The sequence below is a fragment of the Butyricimonas synergistica DSM 23225 genome, from assembly GCF_000379665.1.
GTDB classification, from domain to species: Bacteria; Bacteroidota; Bacteroidia; order Bacteroidales; family Marinifilaceae; genus Butyricimonas; species Butyricimonas synergistica.
This window is the reverse complement of record NZ_KB903373.1, coordinates 112912-134794: the sequence shown is the minus strand read 5'-3', so window position 1 is coordinate 134794 and position 21883 is coordinate 112912. Positions and strand designations below refer to the sequence as shown.

Genomic DNA, 21883 nt, shown 5'->3' with positions numbered 1-21883 from the left:
ATTTACTATTGCTTTTTAATAAAATCTTCACTAATTTGTAACCCTCGAATTATTTGAACAGTTATATACGTTATTAACTAAACTGTATTATAATGAAGACCTATAAACCTAACGAAATTAAAAACATCGCGCTAGTGGGTAGTGCCGGGTCTGGCAAAACCACGTTGGCGGAATCTATGATGTACGAGGGCGGGGTCATCCCGCGCAGAGGTAGCATTAGTGCAAAAAACACTTCATCCGACTACCGACCGGTAGAACAGGAATACGGATCATCAGTATTCCCGGCTGTACTATACACGGAGTGGAAAGAGCACAAGCTCAACTTCATAGACACCCCGGGTGCAGACGATTTTGTCGGAGGAGTTATCTCTGCGCTGAACGTGGTCGACACGGGTATAATGGTACTCAATGCCGTTAGAGGTGTCGAGGTAGGAACCGAGATCATCGCACGCCACGCGAAACGACTCAACAAACCGTTGATTTTCGTTATCAACCAGGTAGATCACGAGAAAGCGAATTTCGATCACACGCTGGAACAAGCCAAAGCAGCGTTCGGTTCAAAAGTCGTACAAGTACAATATCCCGTGAACCCGGGCACCGGATTCAACCGGGTAATTGACGTATTGAAGATGGAAATGTACCAATGGAAGCCCGAAGGCGGAAAACCGGACGTACTCCCCATCCCGAAAGAAGAAGAAGAAAAAGCACACGAACTACATAACGCCCTGATCGAGGCTGCCGCCGAGAACGACGAGCAACTCATGGAATTATTCTTCGAGAAGGGCAGTCTTTCCGAAGACGAAATGCGTGCCGGCATCCGCAAAGGGCTCATCGCACGGGATATGTTCCCCGTGTTCTGCGTATCGGCAGAAAAAGATATGTGCGTACGCCGTTTCATGGAATTTGTCATCAACGTGGCTCCGAGTGCAGGCAGTATGCCTCCTTCCATCACGGAAGACGGACAAGAAGTTCCTTACGACGAAAAAGGCGCAACCTCCCTGTATATGTTCAACACGACCGTGGAACCCCACTTGGGAGAAGTAATTTACTTCAAAGTAGCTTCCGGCACTATACATGAAGGCGACGACCTATATAACGCCACCAACGACAGTAAAGAACGTATCTCCACGCTATACGCCGTGGCAGGTAAAAACCGTACCAAAGTAACGGAAATGATGGCAGGGGACATCGGTGCCACCGTGAAACTGAAAAACACGAATAACGGCGACACGCTGAACGAGAAAGACGTACATTACAAATTCGGTCAGATTCAATACCCGAACCCTCGCTTCAGGACAGCCGTGAGAGCCGCTAACACGAGTGATGAAGAAAAACTGGCAGAAGTGCTGCAACGCATCCACCAGGAAGACCCGACATTCCTCGTGGAATATTCCAAGGAACTGAAACAAATGATTATATCCGGTCAGGGAGAATTCCATCTGAACACGATGAAATGGCGTATCGAACACAACGATAAACTGGAAATCGAATTCTACCCGCCAAGAATACCGTATCGTGAAACCATCACGAAATACTCCTATGCGGACTATCGCCACAAGAAACAATCGGGTGGTGCTGGGCAATTCGGTGAAGTACATCTCGTGATCGAACCCTATACCGAAGGAATGCCCGCCCCGACCATGTACAAAATCAACGGTGTCGACAGCAAAATCTCCGTGAAAGACACAGAAGTGGTTGAATTGCCATGGGGTGGAAAACTGGTGTTCTACAATTGTATCGTGGGTGGCGTAATTGACGCCCGCTTCATGCCAGCCATCCTGAAAGGTATCATGGAAAAAATGGAAGAAGGTCCGCTTACCGGGTCATACGCCCGCGACATCCGTGTCAGCGTGTACGACGGCAAGATGCACCCGGTGGATTCAAACGAAATCTCGTTCAAACTCGCCGGACGTAACGCCTTCAGTGCCGCGTTCAAACAGGCTGCCCCAAAAATCCTTGAACCGATCTACGACGTGGAAGTCCTCGTACCCGATGAATACATGGGCGACGTGATGGGTGACCTCCAAACCCGTAGAGCCATCATCATGGGCATGGAAGCCGACGCCGGATTCCAGAAACTAATGGCGAAAGTACCGTTAAAAGAAATGCAACGTTACTCCACAGCATTGAGTTCCATCACGGGCGGGCGCGCCTCCTTCAACATGAGCTTCTCCGGTTATGAAAAAGTACCCACAGAAGTACAGGAGGAACTACTGAAAGCTTACCAGGAGGAGAAAGACGACGAAGAATAGAAACAGATACATTAATTTGAATTACATAACTCCAGCTATCTTGATCGAATTCAAAATAGTTGGAGTTCCTTTTAAATTTTCATTATCTTTAACCGCAAACTAATCCACGTATCCTATTATCAAATGCAAAACGACGAACAATTCATAGAAGCCTTGAACAACAAAAACGTTAGTGCCTATCACACCCTGTTCAAGGATTATTATGTATCGCTTGTCATGTATGCCATGCACTATGTCGGACAAGAGGAAGCCAAAGACATCGTGCAAGATCTTATCGTATCCATCTGGGAGAAAAACATCCAATTCTCATCAATAGGCAGCTTCCGAACATTCTTATACACGGCAATCAAAAATCGCTCCATCAACTATTTAAAACACAAAAAAGCTGAGTCCAACTATATCAGCCACGCCCTACACCAGGGCTCCGCCGAAGAACAAGAACTATACGGCATCATGGAAGAAGAAATCTACCGCATATTCTTCCACGTGGTCGACAATCTCCCCCAACGTTGTCAGGAAATCTTCAAATTGCACTTGGAAGGAAAAAAAGAAGAAGAAATCGCCTCTTTGTTACAAATCTCCATCTCTACCGTGAAAAGCCAGAAACAGAAAGCCTTCCACCGCTTAAAAGATGAACTGGGCGAACTCCTGTCCATCATTTTTTTCATATAACATCATTTTTTTGTTTTTTGGCATCGTACTTTTTACACCCCATGTTGTTTTATAACAAAACAACAACCCATGGAAGTCAAAATGCAAGAAATAATCAAGCTCATCGTCCTGCATATGCAAGGCGATCTCTCGGAAACACAACAAAAAGAACTCGACCGATGGCTGAATGCCAATCCCCGGAACAGGGATTTCTTCCATCAAGTCACTTCCCGGGAGAAAGCCAAAGAGAAATTCTTGATAAAAGAACATATCAACAGCGAGAAAGCGTTCCGGCAATTCTCGTCAAACATCCGTCCAGCCCGAATCAGATATATCCGCAAAATATCCATTTACGCGGCAATCCTCATATTGCCCGTCCTGCTAAGTATTTTTATACTCATCCGGCAACACGAAGGAACTTCACGCTCCGCTTCCACGGAAACTCCCATCACTCCCGGAAAAACAAAAGCTATACTGACTCTCGCCCAAGGAGAAACAATAGAATTATCCGCAGACCGGTCTCCCGCAAGCTTACCCTCCGGTCTTCACCTCAAAGGACAGGAAAACGAACTGATTTACAACCCTTCAGATTCCCCAAAACAAGACATACAATACCACGAACTGGCAACACCCCGTGGCGGTGAATACAAAATCACCCTGCCGGACGGCACCTTCGTCCATCTCAATGCCGGGACAAAACTAAAATTCCCGACACGCTTCGATACCTCGAAAAGAGAAATCTTCCTCTCCGGGGAAGCCTATTTCGAAGTGGCAAAAGACAACGCCCGCCCGTTCTACGTGATAACCGACATCGCGAAAATCAAAGTACACGGGACAGCATTCAACGTGAACACGTTACTGAACCACCAAACGCAAACGACCTTGATTCAAGGCTCTGTCGGGATATTCGTGCAAGGCGACAAACAAGAACATATGTTGAAACCCTCACAACAAGCCGAGATCGACAACACCACGAAAACCATCTCGATCAGGGAGGTAGACGCATCATCCTATATCGCGTGGAAAAACGGCGTATTCCAGTTTGACGACGAACGCCTGGAAAGCATCATGGACAAACTCGCCCTATGGTATGATGTCAACGTGTTTTACCAAAACGATGCCGCAAAAGATATCCGGTTCACGGGCTATTTAAAACGGTATGACGACATAAACATCATCCTGAACGCCATTGAAACAACCGTCAGTGCCAGTTTCCGGATCAAAGAAAAAACCATAATTATTAACTAAAAAGACCATACAACAGCAAGAAACGAAAAGAAACAAATAAAAAGGACGGAGATGTTACAGCATCACCCGTCCCAAGACCAATAAACAAGCAAGGTTCCAGCCTTACTCATTCCAGTACTAATAATTAATTAACAACAAATCTATGAAAAATTTTTGGTATAAACCGCGAAGTCACGCACGTCCGCGAAGTAAAATTATTTTAGTTATGAAGATTTGTGCACTATTTCTCTTGATTTTCAACCTTAGTTTGTCGGCGAATATATATTCCCAACAGAAGAAAGTCAACTTGGAACTCAAAGATGCAACCAGCAAAGAGTTATTTGCAGAAATTCAACGCCAAACTGGCTACTGCTTTATCTACAATTCCCAGCAAGGCACACAACTGGGCTTGATCTCGATTTCAGTACGCAACGAAACAGTACAAAACGTCTTAGACCGTGTACTGCAAGATTCGGGATTCGGGTATGAATTTCAGAATGAAATCATCATCATCACCCCCCAGAAAAAAGAAGAAACCGATAAAAACACCTTAAAAGGCGTCATTCTCGACGAGGACAAATCCCCGCTTCCCGGGGTGACCATCCTCGTGAAGGGAACGAGCAACGGGGTAACGACAAACGTCAAGGGTGAATTCACCATCAAACTGCAAAAGAACGACACCCTTATCATCTCCTTCATCGGGATGAAAACCGTGACTCTCCCCTACACGGGACAAAAGGAAATAACCATCACGCTGAAACAAGACGAAAAACAACTGGAAGAAGTTGTCGTCACGGGGTATCAAGTTATCGAAAAACGAAAACTGACCTCCGCGGTTGTCAGCGTGAAAGGTTCGGATGTCATTGACCCGATCAACACTTCCATCGACCAAATGCTGCAAGGAAAAATACCCGGTCTGCAAGCGATCAACCAATCCGGGACTCCCGGTGTAGCCCCCAAAATCCGCATCCGGGGTTCATCCTCCATCTCTGCCAGCCGTGAACCGGTATGGGTAGTGGACGGTATCATCCTCACCGACCCCGTACCTTTAACCCCGGAAGAAATCAACAGTATGGATCAAGTAAACCTTATCGGTAACGCGATTTCCTTCCTGAACCCGGAAGATATAGACCGGATCGACATCCTGAAAGACGCCTCGGCAACAGCTTTATACGGCGTTCGTGCCGCCAACGGGGTCATCGTCATCACGACCAAGAAAGGACGCATGGGTCCTCCCCGGGTAAGTTTCTCGGCAAACCTGTCCATCACCGACCACCCGCACTATTCCACCATGAAACGGATGAACTCCAAAGACCGTATCGAAGTATCGGAAGAGATGCAGCAGAAAGGGATGTCGTTCAGCCAGTACGACCCCTCCGGCGTCGGTTATGACGGCTTATTGAAAGAACTGTGGGAACGTAAAATCACGTTCGACCAATTCAATCAAAAAGTAAAAGAACTCAAAGAACTAAACACCGATTGGTACAACCACTTGTTCCAAACCGCGTTCACGCAAAGCTACAACGTGTCCGTGAGCGGGGGCGGCGAGCGTTTTAACTACTATTTCTCCGCCGGGTACAACAACCAGCCGGGAGTCGCCAAGCCGGAAGAATACTCCCGCTACAACGTCATGACCAAGATCGACGCCAAACTCTTCCCGAACCTGAAAGTCGGCTTGAACCTGAGCACTGCCACGGTTAAAAGCGAAAGGACTCACAGTTCCATTGACCTGTATCAATACGCTTACGAAACTTCCCGAGCCGTACCCGCCTACAACACGGACGGCAGCAGATTTTTCTACACGGCAAAATTAGGTTACAGCGATGCTATCAAAGATTACTATTCACCGGATATCAAATTCAATATATTCGACGAACTGGATCACACGGGCAACGAAACCGAGAACAACACGACTTCCATGACCTTCAACCTGGACTGGGATCTCTTCTCCATGTTCCAGTGGCACACGCTGTTCAACATGACCTCCACTCACTCCGACACACGCGAATGGGTAGACGAGCGCTCCTCGTACGCCCAGCAAAGGCGTTTACTGGCATACGGGGTTAAAGCCCCCGATCTCAAGGAAGTACCCAGTTTTTACGAGAAATCGGCTCTTCCCATAGGTGGCATCTTGAACGAGAACAATTACAGGTCAAAAAATTACCAGTTCACAAGTACCCTAAGCTTTTTCAAGACCTTCGACAAACATGAAATAAATGCCATCGTCGGCATGGAAGTCAGTTCCAGCAAAATGGACGGGACGAAAGCCACGAATTACGGTTACCTGAAAGACAGGGGGCATAAATTCGCCGAAGTAAACCTGGCAAACTACACCCAATATAGAAAAAATATGCAGACAAACCACCCGACCCTCACGGACACGAAACGAAATCAAGTTTCTTTCTACGGGGCGTTCACGTACACTTACGACAACCGTTACAGCCTGAACTTCAACATTCGTGCCGACGGTTCCAACCAATTCGGGCAAGATATGTCCACCCGCTTCCTACCCGTGTGGTCAGTTTCAGGAAGATGGAACCTGCACGAGGAAAACTTCCTTCGCGATGTTTCGTGGTTGGAAACCCTTGCACTGCGAGGTTCTTACGGGGTACAGGGGAACGTAAGTCCGGATCAGATACCCAACATGATTCTGACCCTCGGGGCTATGGATAACATTTCAAACGAATTCTCGTCCAAATTGAGCAAAGTGCCCAACGACAAGCTAAAATGGGAAAAGACCAATTCCTACAACTTGGGAATCAACTTCGTCATTCTCGAAGGCTTGCTTGACGTTACAGCCGAAACCTATTACAAAAAAGGAAAAGACCAGATCGTGTCGAAAAGCATCACCTCCACCAACGGGGCAAACCAAGTATCCATCAACGAGGGAAACATCAACAACAAGGGCTGGGAATTATCCGTACGGGTAAACCCGCTGCGCCACAAGGATTACGGCATTTCCATATCCTTCAACACCTCCAAAGTGTACAACAAGGTAACCAACGCCGGCGACCCCGAAAACATCACGTATACTAATTACGTGGACGGAAGCATCATCAGCAACGGCAAACCGGTAAACACCTTCTATTCCTACCGTTTTGACAAACTGGATGCCAACGGTCTTCCCACGTTTAAAAACTACAATGAACAATACACGGAAGACGGAAACGGTCACAAGGCTGGCGATTTCATCGTCAACTCGTACGAGGAAGCCTATCAGCGCACGTTTGTCAGCATGGGAAGCCGCGAACCCGATTTGAGTGGCGGATTCACCGCCGATTTCAGGTACAAACGTTTCTCGTTAAGCAGTATTTTCGCGTTTAACTTGGGGCATAAAGTGCGACTCAACAACCTGTACACGGCAGGACAAACCCTTCCTCGCCCATCCCAGAACATGAGCGACGAATACGTCAACCGTTGGCGCAAACCGGGTGACGAGGCACATACCAATATCCCGGTCTTAAGCCAGGAAGCATTAAACATCGTCCGGTGGGATCCGGGATACGCGAAATACTCCAACCTGCAACTCCGTTACCCGATAGCCGAATCTTTATGGCAAATGTACAATAACTCGGATTTGCGCACCGTATCCAGCAGCTTCCTGAGATGTACCAACATTTCACTAAACTACCGTTTCCCGGAAGAATGGTGCAAACACCTGTATCTCAATTCGCTCAACGTGGGATTCTCCGTATCCAACCCGTTCGTGATTAAAAGCAAGGACCTGAAAGGACGTGATCCCGAACAGATACAAATGGGTGCCCGGTCGATCCCGCCGCAACAAGTCTATTCATTCAGATTATCATTTAACTTCTAATTACCGAGCCATGAAAAAGACATATATACTAATATTCTTAACTTTCTTGTTTTTAGGATGCAATGATTTTCTTGAACCTAAATCCCAGGATCAAGTCATACCTAAACACGTGGAACAACTAAAAGAACTGCTGCTAGGTGAGATCATACAGGAGAAAGAAGATTTCCTCAGATACTTACCGTTAATGACAGATGATTTTGAAGACCGGGATGGCACCATGTACGAATTCCGCAATGAATACTGGGGATATTACACGTGGCAACAAGAACCCGAGGATTCACGGGACAACGTCACCATAGCCGACAAAGCATGGGAAAAACTGTACCACACCATCTTCGTGTGTAATATTATCATCCATGACATTCCAGACCTAGAAGGAACCGAAGAAGAAAAAAACAAGCTACTCGCCGAAACTCATTTTATTCGGGCACAAGCTTATTTTTGCCTGGCAAACTTGTACGGCGAACCTTACGAGAACGCGGAACAAGCGAGAACAGCTCTAGGCGTCCCCATAAACCTCGAAACCACGATCCTCAACAAACGCTATACCCGCTCCATGCTCGCGGAAGTCTACACGCTCATCGAATCGGATCTCAAGGAATCCATCCGGCAGTTTAAAAGCGTAGAATGGGAAAAGAATTTTGCCCGCCCGAGCTTAGACGTGGCGTACTTGCTCGCGTCCCGCTTCTATCTCTACAAAAAGGAATACCAGTTGGCGAAGAACTACACGGATTCTATTATCCAAAACAACCGTTATCAATTCTATGATCTCGTCAATACCCCCGCGTCCGAATACAGCTGGTTCCTGCACGGTAGTAACCCCGAGATCATGTTCTGTTATGGAGTGGTCAATTTCGAGCATATATCCACCACTGCCAGAGCGGGAGTGTATATTGTTTCCAATTCTTTAAAAAACCTCTTCATCACGGGTGACTTACGAAAGGCATCATTTATGAACCCAGATATTAAACCGCACAAGTACAACAACGGCATCTCTACCTGTTACGGCAACACTTACCGCTGGGCGGAAGTATACCTCAACCGGGCGGAAGCCCTCGTTTACCTCGACGACTGGCAAAGTGCCATCGACAATATTAACGCCTTACGCGAGAAGCGCATCAAAGGCAATTATCAAATAGCAGCAAGCGACAAGGACGATGCCTTGTTAAAAGTCCGGGAAGAACGCCGCCGAGAACTCTGTTTCGAAGGACAACGCTGGTTTGACCTACGCAGATACGGGATGCCCGAACTCCGGCATACATTCACCGCGAGCGGTTTGCCCCGTGAATACGTCCTTCAAGAAAAAAGCAAGGCATACACCTTGCCCATCCCGCGATCAATCCGTCAACAAAACACGATTATCGAGAACGTGAACCGTCCCGTACAGAATTAACTTTTAAAAGAAAGAATATGAAAGCATTTTATATCATCCCCATATTCCTGTTATTGCTTCTCTCCTGCCACGATGAAGACAATATAAAGGCTGAACTACAAACGGGTAAATACAACCTCACGGACGACCCGAATGATCCCGTCCAACATTTCATCTACGATCTTTACCAAAAGAGCGGTGTCGTCCTCGTGACCAATCCTGACACGAGCGACTACGTGTACAACTTCAATAATCCCAACACCATACACATCGTTGCCCCGAAACAAGACAAAGAACTGCTGCACAAGAGCATTCAATTCATCTCGGAAGTTTTCTTTGACCTCTACGACGATAGCTTCAAAAAGAACTATTTCCCGTTCACCGTGCTGTTGGCAGACGAAATCCAATGGTGGTTGTTCGGGGATTACGATTTATTTAACGCTTACGCAAGCACCAGCTTCGTCGCCATCGCGAATATCAATGATGACCTATTTCCCATAAACGAGGCAACCAAACGAACTGCCCGGGGCGAAATCAACGCCTCCCTCTGGAGTAGCTATTTATTTCCGAGGAATGCCTGGAGAGTACGAGGTGCCTTCTACGAACCAAGCAAAGATTATTACGACCTATATATGTTAGATTCGTGGACAGAAGAAGACGGCATCCTTGAAGCCCGGGAATACGGGTTTATTTCCTTCGATCCCATCACCTCCGATACCGAGGATCCCGAGGATTGCTTCCTCATGGTTCCAACACTGGAAATGGATGTTCAACTATATATCCAATTCATCTTCTCTTCCACCCGGGAAGAACTGGACGAACTCATGGAAGAATACCCTCTCATCGAGGAGAAATACAAAATACTCCGGGAATCCATACAGGAATCTATAAACATAGATATATTCTCTTTTTGTTTGTAAACTGGTAAGATCATGAAGTATCGCACTTTTTAAAGTGTGATACTTCATCACATTTTCCCCCATTCAAACCACTCTAAAGAGATTGCACATCTTCAAGCGTTTTTATACCTTTGCCCTGTCATTAAAACTCGAAACCATGCATCTATTTTACACGCCGAACATCACGGGCAATGAATACTCGCTACCAGAGGAAGAATCAAAACACTGTATCAAAGTGCTTCGCCTCGAGGCGGGTGACCAAGTATCGCTCGTCGACGGCAAAGGGGGATTCTACACCTGCGAGATCATTCAGCCGAACGCCAAGCGTTGTGAAGTCAGATGCATCGAGAAAAAAGAACATTACGGGCAACGGAATTTCCGCGTACACATCGCCATCGCCCCGACCAAAAACATCGAGCGCATCGAATGGTTTCTCGAGAAATGCACGGAAATAGGGATTGACGAGATCACCCCGTTGCTTTGCGAACACTCGGAACGGAAGATCATCAAGCCAGACAGGTTGGAGAAAGTGATCGTTTCCGCCATGAAACAATCGCTGAAAGCCTACCTCCCCACGCTTCACCCGATGACCCCCTTTGACGATTTCGTGCAAGCACGGCGAGAAGGCGTAAAATGTATCGCCCATTGCGATGAAGACAACAAGCAACGACTGGACAAAGCCTACCTTCCCGACCAACCGGTCACGATACTCATCGGACCCGAGGGAGATTTTTCCAGCCGGGAAATAGCACTAGCCCAAAACAACGGCTTCATTCCCGTAACGCTGGGCGAAAGCCGCCTGCGCACGGAAACCGCAGGCGTAGTGGCTTGCCACAGTATCAATTTCATGCAGGAAATCCGGGTAAAACACGACTGACAAACGGCATCTTCTCTTACTTGACTATAACTTTTCCTACTCGCAAATTAGGGATATACTACCCCGTTAGGCGACTTTTGGCAAGGTTTTAGGCGGGTTTTGGGCGGGCTCACCTACACTTCGCCTACAGTTAGCCTACACTTCGCCCACGTTTTAGTGAAAAATATGCTTTTTTAACTTGGACGAAAAATCCTCGTTCCGTTGCAATACACGACCAAAATTTCAGCAAATTTTATCCCATACAGGAGCTTAATCCCAGCATAACCGTTACACGTCCCGCTCTCAATCCCAAGAGAGCGAGATAAATATTCCCCGCACAAATGTCCCTCGAGAAAAAGGTTGCAAATTTTCACGCGATACACCTGCCGATATAGAAATGATTTTATATTTTTGCACGAGTAATTCAAGATTCCAGAAAACGCAAAAATCGTGGACTTTATTAACGAACTGAACGAGAACCAGAGAGAAGCCGTGGTGAACACGGAAGGACCCACACTTGTGATTGCCGGCGCGGGGTCGGGCAAAACGAGGGTATTGACGTACCGTATCGCCAACTTGTTGAGCAAGGGAGTACCCGCCTACCGTATTTTAGCACTTACTTTCACGAACAAAGCGGCACGCGAGATGCAGAAACGTATTGCCGCACTCGTGGGGCAGAGCAACGCAGCAAACTTGTGGATGGGCACGTTCCACTCCATTTTCTCGAAAATACTGCGAGTGGAAGCCGAACATCTCGGGTACACGTCCAATTTCACGATATACGATTCGCAAGATTCCAAGAACCTGATCAAATCCATCGTCAAAGACTTGCGGCTGGACGACAAGGTGTACAAGCCGAACGATGTCCTCGGGCGTATTTCCATGGCGAAAAACAACCTCGTGATGGCACAGGCTTACGCCCAATCGGCAAAGATCGTGGCGGCTGACCAAGCGGCGAAAAAGCCGATGATCTCCGAAATATACAAGTATTACCAGATACGATGCCGCCAAAGTGACGTCATGGACTTCGACGATTTGCTGCTGCAAACCAACATCTTGTTCCGCGACTTCCCGGAAATACTGGAAAAGTACCAGAAGAAATTCGATTATATCCTCGTGGACGAGTACCAGGACACGAATTACTCGCAATACCTTATTATCAAGAAACTGGCGGACGTGCACAAGAACATATGTGTGGTCGGCGACGATGCCCAGAGTATCTACTCTTTCCGGGGTGCCCGTATCGAGAATATTCTGAACTTCCGAAACGACTACCCGGGATACAAACTCTGCAAGCTGGAGCAGAATTACCGTTCCACCACCACTATCGTGGACGCGGCGAACAGTATCATCAGCCGCAACAAGGAGCAGATACCCAAAAAGACGTTCTCCGAGAACGAGGAAGGCGACAAAATACGGGTGATGAAGTCGCTGTCGGACAAAGAAGAAGGCTTCCAAGTCGCCCAAGAGATATTCCGCATATCCCAGAACGAACAAGCCGAATTCAACGACTTTGCCATACTCTACCGGACAAACGCCCAGTCGCGTATCATGGAGGAAGCGTTGCGCAAAAGAAATATACCTTATAAAATATACGGGGGATTGTCTTTCTACCAGCGGAAAGAAATCAAGGATTTGCTGGCATACCTTCGCCTGACGGTCAACCAAAATGACGAGGAAGCCTTGAAACGAATCATCAATTATCCCAAGAGAGGCATCGGCGACACGACCGTGGACAAACTCAAGGAGGTCGCCCAAAAATACAACGCGAGCATTTGGACGGTGCTCTGCAACCTGAATAAAGTGCCCGGCGCGGTTTCTGCCGCGACAGCTGCCAAACTGACGAATTTCAGACAATTGATAGAAGGATTCACGGAACTGGCAAAAGAGGAAAACGCTTACGAAACGACTTATCGTATCGCCAAGGCATCCGGGATCATCGAAGACCTGTCCGCGGACGATACCCCGGAAGGTGTATCCCGGAAAGAAAATATACAAGAGTTATTGAACGCCGTCAAGGATTTCTGTGAAACAGCTTACAACGAGGCCCGGGAAGATAAACTCCCGGCATTCCTGGAAGGAGTGGCATTGCTGACCGATCAGGACAGCGAGAAGCCGGAAGACAACAATAAGGTGACCTTGATGACCATCCACTCGGCAAAGGGGCTGGAATTCGAGAATGTCTTTATCGTGGGTATGGAAGAAGACCTTTTCCCCGCGCAGCAAAGCGCTTATACCCCGGCAGCATTGGAAGAAGAAAGACGCCTGTTCTACGTGGCACTGACACGCGCCGAGAAAAGGGTCATCATGACTTATTCCTCTTCCCGTTACAAGAACGGTAACGTGGTTTATCCCCAACCGTCACGATTTATAGCAGAAATCAACCCCGTGTACCTGGAAGGTTTCTTCACCCCGACCCGGTCATCCGCAGACCGGAAACTGAACGTCCCGGGACGCATGGAAAGGATGGCAAAACCCACGTTAGCACCCCAACCGCGGGTAGACATCCCGGAAATGGATACTTCCAAACTACAACCAATCAGCGGCAACAGCGTCATTCCCGGCATGGTCATTTACCACCCGAGTTTCGGGGCAGGGAAGGTCATCGCGCTTGACGGACTTGGGGTAAACAAGAAAGCTAAAGTGCTATTTTCCAAGCACGGTCAAAAAGTATTATTGTTAAAGTTTGCAAAACTATACGTGCAAGGGGATACAAATTAACGACTTATAAATAAAAAATATTATATTTGCAGCATATTCTAAATTCTATAATAAATACAGCGAGGGACAGTGATTCCGGTATAGCGAAATTATTTTTCCGGCGTTTCCCTATAAATAAATAATTTAAAGACAAAACTTATCCTGTAATGGACTATAATAGCCAAAGAAAAAAACTGATTCTTCCGGAATATGGAAGAAATATACAGATCATGATCGATCACCTGGCAACAATAACAGACAGAGACGAACGTACACGTGCTGCCAGGACAATCATCAGCGTGATGGGTAACCTTTATCCCCACCTTCGGGACGTGCCGGATTTCAGGCACAAACTATGGGATCACTTGATGATCATGTCGAATTTCACTCTCGACATTGATGCCCCCTACCCCCTTCCCGATAAAGCGATCTTGGAAGAGAAGCCCGAAAGGTTACCGTATAACAACCACCGCATCAAGTACAGACACTACGGGTTGTTGACCGAAAGATTGATCGAAAAGATCAAGGAAACCGAAGACCCGGAGATCAAGAGAGTTCTTACCGTACTGACGGCAAACCACATGAAAAAATCATTCCTTACCTGGAACAAGGACTCCGTGGAAGACGAACAAATATACGATGACATCAACACGTTGTACGGGGGCAATATCGAAATGCCGGAAGGTATGATGTTGTCACATTCCAAAGACTTGTTACAGAAGACAAATAAAAAGCCTTCGAACAATAATAACAGGCAACAAAAAAACAGAAAGCATACTTTCAAGAAACACTAAATCTGAACCAAAAATCCAAAATTGGCAGATGCTGGTAACTCTCATTTTCGGTGGAAATCAAGGAGATCGCAAAGCTCTCCTTGACGAAGCGATAAAAGAAATGTCGACCATAGGGAAGATCGAAATCCGTTCTTCCCTTTACGAAACCGCCCCGTGGGGATTTGAATCCGAGAATCCCTTTTACAACCAAATCGTGGTTTACAACACGGAACTAACCCCGGAAGAAGTTTTAGACAAATGCCAGGCGACGGAAAAACAATTGGGACGCGTGCGCACGGGAACCCAATTCACTTCCCGTACCATGGATATTGATATTCTGTTCTGCGATTCCCAAATCATCAATACCCCTCGCCTGACAGTTCCTCATCCCAGAATGGCGCAACGCAACTTTGTCTTGTGTCCGCTGAATGAAATCATGCCCGACTTCATCCATCCCGTTCTTGGCAAAAAAATATCCGAACTCCTGCTGGAAAGTCCGGATACTTTGAAAACCGAAATCATAGAGGCGTGTTGAAACACACCTCCATTACTCCGTTCTCCTGATCTCTGCCCCGATGGCGTTCAACTTCTCGTCGATATGCTCGTATCCCCGGTCGATCTGGTCGATATTGTCGATGACGCTGGTTCCCGAGGCAGACAAGGCGGCGATCAACAAAGCGATTCCGGCACGAATATCGGGGGAAGTCATCTTCGTGGCTCGCAATTGCGATTCATGATTCTGCCCGATCACCGTCGCCCGGTGCGGGTCGCAAAGAATAATCTTCGCTCCCATGTCAATCAATTTATCCACGAAAAACAAACGGCTCTCGAACATCTTCTGGTGTACCAACACGCTACCCTTTGCCTGTGTCGCCACAACTAGAAAGACACTCAACAAGTCGGGCGTCAAGCCGGGCCACGGGGCATCGGCAACCGTGAGAATGGAGCCGTCGATAAAATCTTCTATCATGTAATGCTCCTGCCGGGGGATATACAGGTCATCATCCCGTTCTTCGATGCGAATACCCAGTTTACGAAAAACATTGGGGATAATCCCCAGCTGAGGAATAGCACAACCCTTGATCGTGATTTCCGAGCGGGTTAAAGCGGCAAGCCCTATGTAACTGCCAATCTCTATCATATCCGGCAAACAACGGTGGCAGCAACCACCCAAACTCTCGACCCCCTCGATGGTCAACAGGTTGGAGGCAATACCCGAAATACGTGCTCCCATGGCGTTCAACATCTTGCAAAGCTGCTGCACGTAAGGCTCGCAAGCCGCATTGTATATAGTAGTAACCCCCTCTGCCAAAACAGCCGCCATGATAATATTCGCGGTTCCCGTCACGGAAGCCTCATCCAACAGCATATAAGCGCCCTTGAGTTTTTGGGCAGACGCCTTGAAACACCCGTTAGTACCATCGTACTCGAAAGTAGCGCCCAATTTCTCGAACCCCAGAAAGTGTGTATCCAAACGCCGCCGACCGATCTTATCCCCTCCCGGCTTCGGCACCAACCCAAAACCGTGAATAGCCAGCAGGGGACCAAGTATCATAATGGAACCACGCAGGCTGGATGCCTTGTTATAAAATTCTTCCGTTTCCAAGTATTTCAGGTCGATATGAGCGGCTTTAAATGAAAATTCACCCTTTTGTCTACGTTCAACCTGCACCCCCATACCCTTCAATAACTCGATCAATTTGATCACGTCTAGGATCTCCGGAATATTACTGATGACCACTTCTTCCTTCGTCAGCAAACAAGCACATATCACCTGTAACGCTTCATTTTTCGCTCCCTGAGGGACCAGTTCGCCTTTTAACCGCTTCCCTCCTATAACTTCAAACTTACTCATTCCGTATCTATTTTGTTCCGACGTAAAACTATCAAAAATTAGAAGAGAAACAAAACAACACCAATTTTAAATTTGCATGACCAAAATTAATCCATACATTTGTAAAAATCATTTTCTATTAAAAAATGATTTGCGCGTACCCAAAATAAAAAGCTATCTCGTTTATTGTATAACAAATAATTAACGATTAAAACTACATTATGAAAAGCTTTCTAAAGTATTTATTAGCAACGATTGTCGGCGTCATTATCGTGAACACGTTTATGCTTGTCATTTGCATGGTCATGTTCATCAGTTCCATCAGCCTCATTAATTTCGCGGGCAACAAGAGTGTAACTCTCAAGGATAATTCTATTTTGAAACTCTCTTTCAGGGATCCGATCCCGGACAGGGCTTCCGATAATCTGTTACAGAACCTAAATATCATGACCTTCACCGTGAATAAACAGATGGGATTGAACAACATACTGAAATACATCGACCGAGCCGGCAAAGACGACCGCATCAAGGGTATTTACCTTGACCTGACGGAAATTCAATCGAACTTCGGGGCTCTCGCCACAATCGATGAGATACGAACTGCCCTATTGAAATTCAAGGAAAGCGGAAAATTCATATACAGCTACTCGAACATGGGATACGACCAGAAAAGCTATTATCTGGCAACGGTAGCCGACAGTATTTTCGTGAACCCGGAAACCCCGTTATTGCTCACGGGTATGTCTGCCAACATCTCTTTCTACAAAGACTTGTTGAAAAAGATCGGCGTACAACCGGAAGTGATCCGCGTGGGAAAATTCAAATCGGCAGTAGAACCTTACATACAGGATCACATGAGTGATGCCAACCGCGAGCAAGTGCAGACGTACCTCAATTCCCTATGGGGAAATATCATCAAAGGTATTTCCGAGAGGCGTGATATTTCGATAGAGAAGATTACCCGGCTGACCAACGATTTTCAGGTATATCCCACGGAAGAATTCGTGAAAGAAGGTTTCTTCGACGGGACACTTTATGAATACGAGATGCTCGGCAAACTGAATGCCGCTTGCGGAATTTCGGACTCTACCCAATTGTCTATGATTAGCTTGGATAAATACCAAAACGCAGCACTCCCGACCCTCAATCTTGCCTCTGACAAAATTGCCGTTATCTACGCACAAGGGGAAATCGGTTTCCAACAATCACCGACAACGATCGGTCCGGAGCTGGCTCAAACCATCCGTAAAGCACGGGAAGACAAGAATATCAAGGCGATCGTCCTGCGAGTGAACTCCCCGGGAGGAAGTGCCTTGACATCCGATATTATCTGGAAAGAAGTTCAGCTTGCCGCTCAAACGAAACCATTGATTGCATCCATGGGGAACGTTGCCGCTTCCGGCGGGTATTACATTTCCTGTGCAGCCGATACCATCGTTGCCGACCCGACCACACTGACCGGTTCTATCGGGATTTTCGGGTTATTATTCAGCGGGGAGAAATTGATTAAAGATAAACTAGGCATCAACTCGGAAGTGGTTAAAACCAATGACCACAGTGATTTTGGCGGAGGTTACCCGCTCCCGATTCCGATCAGCGACAGACCGCTGACCGCTTACGAGAGAAACGTGATGCAAAATTACATCAACCGGGGTTACGACTCTTTCCTCGACCGGGTGAGCCAAGGTCGCCACATGACAAAAGAAGAAGTGAACGAGATCGCGCAAGGACGAGTTTGGACCGGAGAGGACGCCTTGACTATCGGGCTGGTTGACGTGCTGGGAGGGTTGGAAGATGCCATACAGATTGCCGCGGCAAAAGCCGGACTCACGGAATACCAGATCACGGAACTTCCGGCTGAACGCAACACGCTTGAAGACCTCTTGCTCAACCTCACGGAAACGGTAAAAGCCAAGATCATCAAGGCGGAATTAGGTGAATTCTACGATACATACCGTAGTCAGAAAGAATTATTAAAAATCAACGGGATGGTAGCCAGAATACCTTACGATCTCACGTTCAACTAAAGCGAATGTCGAACTCCCCGGGCAAAGGTCTTTCGGCATTTGCCCGGGGAATAAACAATATACTGCATGGTGCTCAAATATCTTACTTTATGGCCATTAAGCGTCCTGTACGGACTGAGTGTCAGCGTCAGAAACAGGCTGTTCAACCTAGGCATACTGGAAACACACGAATTTGATATCCCCATCATCTGTGTAGGGAATATCACCGTGGGCGGTACGGGCAAGACTCCCCACACGGAAGCATTAATCAACGTGTTGAAAAACGATTACCGGGTAGCCTGCCTGAGCCGGGGCTACAAACGTAAAACTTCGGGATTCGTTCTGGCAACCGAACAATCCACAGCCAGCGAAATCGGGGACGAACCCATGCAGATAAAAAATAAATTCCCGAACATCACCGTGGCGGTCGACGCCAACCGGGTGAGGGGCATCAAAAAATTGATGCAATTGCCGGAGAAACCGGATGTTATAATCCTCGATGACGGATTCCAACACCGGTACGTGAAGGCGGATATTAACATCCTGCTGATCGATTACAACCGACCGATCTATGAAGACAGCCTTCTGCCTTTAGGCAGATTGCGCGAGAAACAGAGTGCCAAAGACCGGGCAAATTACGTGATTGTCACGAAGTGCCCTGCCAATATATCTCCCATCGAGAAGCGGATCATATCGAAGCACTTGAACCTAATGGCTTACCAGCAACTTCTGTTTACCACGATGAAATACGGGAACATTACCCCGCTGGACACGAGCAGCCGTTGTTCCATTACCCCGGATTGTGCTATCTTGTGCGTGACGGGAATTGCCCAACCGGCACCTTATATCGAACACCTTGAAAAATTAACTAACCAAATACATCATGTTTCTTTCCCGGACCATCACAATTACCGAGAAACAGACATACAACAGATCACACAGGAATACAACAAGATCGGCAACCCGAACAAGTACATTTTCACCACGGAGAAAGATGCCGTTCGGTTAGCCCTATGCAACATTCCGGATGAAATCAGGCAACGGATATTCTACGTTCCTATCGAACCGGAATTCCTGACGTCACAAGACCAACTCATTAAAAATATATACAACTATGTTAGACAAGATAAAAGAAAGTAGCCAATACTTGGCGCCTTACATCAAAGGCGCACACACGATAGGGATTATCCTGGGCACCGGACTGGGAGAGCTCGGGAAATCCATCGAGATCGAACACGCCATCCCGTACATGGCTATTCCCCATTTCCCCGTATCCACGGTACAGGGACACCGGGGACAATTGCTGATCGGCACGTTCGGGGGCAAGAAAGTGATTGCCATGCAAGGACGCTTCCACTATTACGAGGGATATTCCATGCAGGAAGTGACTTTCCCCGTGAGAGTACTGCACGCCCTGGGTGTGAAGACCCTCTTCGTGTCCAACGCGGCAGGAGGGGTGAATACCGGCTATCTCGTGGGCGATCTCATGGTGATTCGCGACCATATCAACCTATTCCCGGAACACCCGCTCAGGGGAAAGAATATCGACGAACTGGGACCCCGTTTCCCGGGTATGGCGGATGCATATAGCCCCCGTCTGATAGCCCTCGCCGAGGAAGCCGGGAAAAAATTGGATATTAAACTTCAGAAAGGCGTTTATGCCGGATTGCAAGGTCCTTCTTTCGAGACTCCGGCGGAATACCATTGGATCCGTGTTATCGGCGGGGATGCCGTGGGAATGTCTACCGTGCCGGAAATCATCGTGGCTCGCCACATGGGCATGGAATGCTTCGGGATGTCTGTCATCACGAACAGTACAGCCAGTCCGGAACTGCTCAACACGAACCACGCGGAAGTACAAGACGTGGGCAATCACGCCCAACCCCGCATGGGAGCTATCTTCAAAGAAATTATCAGCCGGTTATAACCGACCGAGTTCTATCATGATTTTTGCTGCACCACGGGCATCACTCAATGCCTCGTGGTGATTCAGTGCAATCCCGAAATGATCGCACAAGGTATTCAATTTATAATTAGGCAAACCCTTCACCAGCTTGCGGGAAAGCCGGCACGTGCAATAGGACGGGGGCATCGGGATATAAATATCCGCCCGTTCCAGGCAAGCCTTCAACACGCTCATGTCGAACCCCGCATTATGAGCCACCAAAGCCCGCGTGTCGAAATAGCGCCCCATCACGCTCCACAAATCATAAAACGAAGGCGCCTCCTCTACCATCTTCGGGGTAATCCCGTGAATCTCGATGAATTTGCGGTAAAAATAAAACGGTTCCGGCTTTATCAGATGCGAGAATTCCTCCGCGATCTTTCCGCCACGCACGACGACAATCCCGATAGAACAAGCGCTTGTCGGGTAACGGTTAGCCGTTTCGAAATCTATAGCCGTAAAATCCTTTAACATCTAAAACAATGACATGATCCATTCAATAACCGGGACCAGTATCGCGGTAGTCACTCCCATCAACCCGATCGCCAACCCGCTGATAGCTCCTTCCAAAGCGCCCAATTCCATCGCCCGGGCAGTCCCCAACCCGTGGGCAGCAGCTCCCAGCGATAACCCGCGGGCTATCTTGCTATCGATATTCAACTTGTTCAACACGAACGGTCCTACAATACCCCCGAAAATACCGACCACGATGACAATCACTGCCGCGATTGCCGGTATTCCCCCGGCTTTTTCCGCGACATCCATAGCTATCGGGGTCGTAACAGACTTCGGTTCCAGGGTGGCTATCAGCACATGATCGGCTCCCATACAACGGGCAATGCCTATCACACTCACGATACCGACCAGACTACCTACAAAGATAGAAGTTAAAATGGAAACCGCGTTACTTTTCATGTATTCCACTTGTTCCCAAAGCACGAATCCCAAGGCAACAACGGACGGTCCTAGCAAGAAATTAATCATCCGGCTCCCCTGCTGGAACGTTTCATACCGTATCTCCAACACGCTCATCAATCCCAACAAAGCCGGAATCGAAACCAACAAAGGATGCAACAAGGCAATCTTTGTTTTCCGGTACAACCACAACGCCATCAAATATACCCCGCAAACCAAGGTGATTATAAATATCTCCGATGAAACTATTGACTGCATCTCTTTTGTAATTTAAAAATGTTACTTCACACCCGAATGCCTGCGATTCTCCTGCCATTGCTGAAGTGTAGCCACCACGACCAACACCAGCAACGTCGTGACCGTCCCGACCACCAACACGATATCCCAATAGCGTGACAATACATCCATCGACGTGATAATCCCCACTCCCGCCGGAAGGAAAAAGAACGCCATATTGTTACACAGGAAGCGGGCAACAGGGCGCACCCTGTCCGGACTTACCCATCGCAAGGATAACGCCCCGAAAAGCAACATCATTCCCAACACGCTTCCCGGGACGAACCCGTTCAACAACCAAGCAATACACTCGCCCAGTAAATAAAAAGCCATAATGATAAAAATACCTCCTAACATCGT

Annotated in this window: 17 protein-coding genes; 13 read left to right on the top strand and 4 right to left on the bottom strand. The window is 47.5% G+C overall.

The genetic code is table 11. From position 1 onward, the window contains the following. Positions 1-92: 92 nt before the first annotated feature. The 10 genes from A3CY_RS0119205 to folK all read left to right on the top strand — a co-directional run bounded on the left by A3CY_RS0119205 (position 93) and on the right by folK (position 15082). Positions 93-2252, top strand: a complete 2160-nt coding sequence (locus tag A3CY_RS0119205; RefSeq protein ID WP_018339581.1) for an elongation factor G — start codon at positions 93-95, stop codon at positions 2250-2252. A gap of 123 nt (positions 2253-2375) precedes the next feature. Then, positions 2376-2924, top strand: a complete 549-nt coding sequence (locus A3CY_RS0119200; protein WP_018339580.1) for an RNA polymerase sigma factor — start codon at positions 2376-2378, stop codon at positions 2922-2924. A gap of 69 nt (positions 2925-2993) precedes the next feature. Continuing rightward, positions 2994-4151 carry a FecR family protein gene (locus A3CY_RS21705; protein ID WP_018339579.1) on the top strand — a complete coding sequence of 386 codons (1158 nt, stop codon included), beginning with the start codon at positions 2994-2996 and terminating at the stop codon, positions 4149-4151. Positions 4152-4356: 205 nt separating this feature from the next. Beyond that, positions 4357-7947, top strand: a complete 3591-nt coding sequence (locus tag A3CY_RS0119190) for a SusC/RagA family TonB-linked outer membrane protein (protein WP_018339578.1) — start codon at positions 4357-4359, stop codon at positions 7945-7947. 10 nt (positions 7948-7957) lie between these two features. After that, on the top strand, positions 7958-9340 hold the full coding sequence (locus A3CY_RS0119185) for a RagB/SusD family nutrient uptake outer membrane protein (RefSeq protein ID WP_026207890.1): 1383 nt from the start codon (positions 7958-7960) through the stop codon (positions 9338-9340). A 17-nt stretch (positions 9341-9357) separates the two neighbouring features. After that, positions 9358-10239 carry a hypothetical protein gene (locus A3CY_RS0119180; protein WP_018339576.1) on the top strand — a complete coding sequence of 294 codons (882 nt, stop codon included), beginning with the start codon at positions 9358-9360 and terminating at the stop codon, positions 10237-10239. A 136-nt stretch (positions 10240-10375) separates the two neighbouring features. After that, the gene (locus tag A3CY_RS0119175) at positions 10376-11095 is read left to right on the top strand and encodes a 16S rRNA (uracil(1498)-N(3))-methyltransferase (protein WP_018339575.1); all 720 of its coding nucleotides are present in this window, start codon (positions 10376-10378) and stop codon (positions 11093-11095) included. A 429-nt stretch (positions 11096-11524) separates the two neighbouring features. Continuing rightward, entirely contained in the window at positions 11525-13795 is a 2271-nt protein-coding gene (locus A3CY_RS0119170) for an ATP-dependent helicase (protein WP_018339574.1), read from the top strand. 146 nt (positions 13796-13941) lie between these two features. Further along, complete coding sequence (locus A3CY_RS0119165) at positions 13942-14568, top strand: DUF4290 domain-containing protein (RefSeq protein ID WP_018339573.1); 627 nt, start codon at positions 13942-13944, stop codon at positions 14566-14568. Between the two features lie 28 nt (positions 14569-14596). Continuing rightward, complete coding sequence (folK, locus tag A3CY_RS0119160) at positions 14597-15082, top strand: 2-amino-4-hydroxy-6-hydroxymethyldihydropteridine diphosphokinase (protein ID WP_018339572.1); 486 nt, start codon at positions 14597-14599, stop codon at positions 15080-15082. Positions 15083-15094: 12 nt separating this feature from the next. Here folK and murA read toward each other — a convergent pair whose 3' ends face one another. Next, complete coding sequence (murA, locus tag A3CY_RS0119155; RefSeq protein ID WP_018339571.1) at positions 15095-16402, bottom strand: UDP-N-acetylglucosamine 1-carboxyvinyltransferase; 1308 nt, start codon at positions 16400-16402, stop codon at positions 15095-15097. Positions 16403-16602: 200 nt separating this feature from the next. Between murA and sppA the strand changes: the two genes are divergently transcribed. The 3 genes from sppA (at position 16603) to A3CY_RS0119140 (ending at position 20314) form a co-directional block, all read left to right on the top strand. Continuing rightward, complete coding sequence (sppA, locus tag A3CY_RS0119150) at positions 16603-18408, top strand: signal peptide peptidase SppA (protein WP_018339570.1); 1806 nt, start codon at positions 16603-16605, stop codon at positions 18406-18408. Between the two features lie 66 nt (positions 18409-18474). Continuing rightward, complete coding sequence (gene lpxK / locus A3CY_RS0119145) at positions 18475-19527, top strand: tetraacyldisaccharide 4'-kinase (protein ID WP_018339569.1); 1053 nt, start codon at positions 18475-18477, stop codon at positions 19525-19527. Beyond that, positions 19502-20314 (top strand): purine-nucleoside phosphorylase, encoded by an 813-nt coding sequence (locus A3CY_RS0119140; protein ID WP_018339568.1) that lies wholly within the window; start codon positions 19502-19504, stop codon positions 20312-20314. Before lpxK ends, A3CY_RS0119140 begins: the two co-directional genes overlap by 26 nt. Here the strand turns inward: A3CY_RS0119140 and A3CY_RS0119135 are convergent. From A3CY_RS0119135 to A3CY_RS0119125, 3 genes are read right to left on the bottom strand one after another with little or no spacing between them, the layout of a single operon-like run. Continuing rightward, the gene (locus A3CY_RS0119135; protein WP_018339567.1) at positions 20309-20806 is read right to left on the bottom strand and encodes a 3'-5' exonuclease; all 498 of its coding nucleotides are present in this window, start codon (positions 20804-20806) and stop codon (positions 20309-20311) included. The genes A3CY_RS0119140 and A3CY_RS0119135 overlap by 6 nt on opposite strands. Beyond that, positions 20807-21505, bottom strand: a complete 699-nt coding sequence (locus tag A3CY_RS0119130; RefSeq protein ID WP_018339566.1) for an LrgB family protein — start codon at positions 21503-21505, stop codon at positions 20807-20809. It lies immediately after the preceding gene. Between the two features lie 21 nt (positions 21506-21526). Further along, entirely contained in the window at positions 21527-21880 is a 354-nt protein-coding gene (locus A3CY_RS0119125) for a CidA/LrgA family protein (protein WP_018339565.1), read from the bottom strand. Positions 21881-21883 lie beyond the last annotated feature (3 nt).